This is a genomic window from Rhodococcus sp. C26F (genome assembly GCF_053345925.1).
The window spans coordinates 1-2948 of the sequence record NZ_JBKFBA010000081.1 but is presented as its reverse complement, the minus strand read 5'-3'; the positions used below and the strand labels follow the sequence as shown (position 1 = coordinate 2948).

2 protein-coding genes are annotated in these 2948 nt (G+C 69.5%); both read left to right on the top strand.

What is annotated here, in order from left to right:
• Window positions 1-901: AMP-binding protein (locus tag ACLBYD_RS30030; protein ID WP_447819309.1), on the top strand; the 901-nt coding region annotated here is incomplete at its 5' end.
• Between the two features lie 214 nt (window positions 902-1115).
• Window positions 1116-2948, top strand: a 1833-nt coding sequence (locus tag ACLBYD_RS30025) for a non-ribosomal peptide synthetase (protein ID WP_447819308.1), incomplete at its 3' end; no start/stop codon positions are given.

Here is a 2948-nt window from a genome sequence, read left to right as displayed (position 1 = left end):
CGACATCGAGGTCCGGACCGAGACCGAGCGCGAGGCGGCCACCACCGCGGTCACCGCTCCGATGCGGGAAACCGCTCTCGAGACGGTCGACCGGACCGTCGTCCAGGAGCTGCAGATCGCGGTCGAGTCCGATCCCGAGGCGCCCGCCGTGGTGGTGGGCGACACCGAGCTCGGCTTCGTCGACGTCGAGCGCCGGTCGTCGCAGTGGGCCCGGTACCTCATCTCCCGTGGAGCGGGTCCGGGTCGCACCGTCGCCGTCGACCTTCCGATCGGTCCCGAACTGGTCGTCGCGGTGTGGGCCGCCGTCAAGACGGGAGCCGCCGTCACGGTCGACCCCGCGGTCACCGCAGATCACGTGCTGACCACCCTCGCACGCAGCGACGATCTGCCGTCCTCGGTCGCGGGGACGTTCGTCGACGATCCGGAGACGCTCGCCCTCGTCTCGGAGCAGCCGACCCGTTCGATCGCGTACACCGACCGTTCCGGCGTCCTCGGCCCCGACGACACGGCCGTCCGGACGAGTGAACTCGATCTCACCCACGGTGCGGTCGTCGCGGCGCTGCAGCGCGGCCGGAAGGGCCTCGATCTGACCTACGAGTCGCGGGTCCTTCTCGCCGGTTCCCGCCTCGACCAGTGGACGGTGTTCGCCGTCCTGGCCGCGGCGATCACCGGCGCCGTCGTCGTTCCCGCCGGTCCCGACCATGATCCGGGCATCCTCGTCGACGAGGAGTGGGTGACCCACGGCTTCGTCCCGGCAGAGGAGCTCGCCGCTCTGCCCGACACCGAGGACCTCGTGGCGGTCGTCGTCACGGACGGACCGGCGCACGACGGGGCGGAGCTCTCCGCCGGACTCGCCGGCAAACTCTCCGACCGGCGTTCCCCCTGGGTCCTGCAGGAATGATTGCGGAAAGGTAACTTTACTTACCGGCCGAGTTCGTTCGGGGCGTCCACGGCCGGAAGGAGAGCTGTTCCGTGTTGCACAGAGGTCTTGTCGGGGGCCGAGCACGCTCGGGGACGCGCACACGGATGGGGGAACCCACCGCATGAGGACACGGAGCCAGGACCGTGTTCGCCCTCGTGCTCCGCGTTCGACCCGTGGTCGTCGTGGTGTGTTGTTGCCGCAGTTGTTGGTGTCGGCGGTGGAGTCGGCCGGTGATGCGGTGGCGGTGGTGGAGGGTTCTCGGTCGTTGTCGTATCGGGAGCTCGATGCGGTGTCGTCGCGGTGGGCGCGGTGGTTGATCGGTCGTGGGGTGGGGCCGGGGGATGCGGTGGTGGTGGCGGTGCCGCGGTCGCTCGAGTCGGTGGTGGTGTTGTGGGCGGTGGCGAAGTCGGGGGCGACTTTCGTGCCGGTGGATCCGGGTTATCCGGCCGAGCGGGTGCAGTTCATGGTGGCCGATTCGGGTGCGGTGTTGGCGTTGACGGTGGCGTCGGTGGCGCAGGTGGTGGCCGAGGCGGCGGGGTCGGTGCCGGTGGTGGCGGTCGACGAGGTGTCGGTGGCCGCGCAGGTGGGGCAGTTGTCGTCGCGTCCGGTCTCGTATGCGGATCGGGTGCGTTCGCTCGAGCCGTCGGATGCGGCGTGGATGATCTATACCTCGGGGTCGACGGGGCGGCCGAAGGGTGTGGTGGTCTCGCATGCCGGTGTCGGTGGGGTGATTTCGGCCGAGCGTGAGCATTTCGGGGTCGATGGCTCGTCGCGGGTGTTGCATGTGTGTTCGCCGAGTTTCGATGTGTCGTTGCTCGAGTTGGGGGTGGGGTTCTCGGCGGGTGCGACGGTGGTGGTGGCGCCGGCGGGGGTCGGTGGTGGTCCGGATCTGGCGGATGTGATTGCGTCGCAGTCGGTGTCGCATGTGTTCATGACGCCGGGTGCGTTGGGGTCGATGGATCCTGCCGGGTTGGACGATCTGCGTGTGGTGGTCGTGGCGGGCGAGTCGTTCACCCCGGATCTGGTGCGGCGGTGGTCGGTGCCGGGTCGGCGGCGGTTCTTCAATGCCTATGGTCCGACGGAGACGACGATTCTGGCGACCTCGTCGGCGGAGTTGGTGCCCGATGCGCCGGTGGTGATCGGGTCGGCGATCGCGGGGGTGGGGGCGTTCGTGCTCGATGAGCGGTTGCGTCCGGTGCCCGAGGGTGTGGTCGGTGAGTTGTATGTGGCCGGGGCGCAGGTGGCGCGGGGTTATCACGGTCGGTTCGGGTTGACCGCGGCGCGGTTCGTGGCCGATCCGTTCACCCCGGGTGGCCGGATGTACCGGACGGGGGATCTGGTGCGTCGCAGCGGCGATGGGGTGTTCGAGTATGTGGGACGCAGTGATTTCCAGGTCAAGATCCGGGGTTTCCGGATCGAGCTGGGGGAGATCGATGCGGTGTTGTCGTCGGTGCCGGGGGTCGGTTTCGCGGTGACGGTGGGGGCGGCGTTGGCGTCGGGGGAGTCGGCGTTGGTGTCGTATGTGGTGCCCGAGGTGGGGGTGGTGCTCGATCCGGCGCAGGTGCGCGCGTCGGTGGGGGAGGTGTTGCCCGGTTATATGGTGCCGTCGTCGGTGACGGTGCTCGACGAGGTGCCGCTGACGCCGGTGGGGAAGGTCGATCGGGCGGCGTTGCCGGCGCCGGTGTTCGAGGTGGCCGAGTATCGGGCGCCGCGGACACCGGTGGAGATCGCGGTGGCCGAGGAGGTCGCGCAGGTTCTGGGGGTCGAGCGGGTCGGGTTGGACGATTCGTTCGTCGATCTCGGTGGTAATTCGTTGGCGGCGACGCGGTTGGTGGCGCGGTTGTCGGCGCGGTTGGGGTATCGGGTGGCGGTGCCGGTGGTGTTCGAGGCGTCGTCGGTGCAGGAGTTGGCGGCCCGTGTCGATATCGACACCGTCGGTGCCGGGGCCGGGAGTGTGGTGTTGGCGGCGCGGCGGCGTCCGGAGCGGGTGCCGTTGTCGTTGGCGCAGCAACGCATGTGGTTCCTC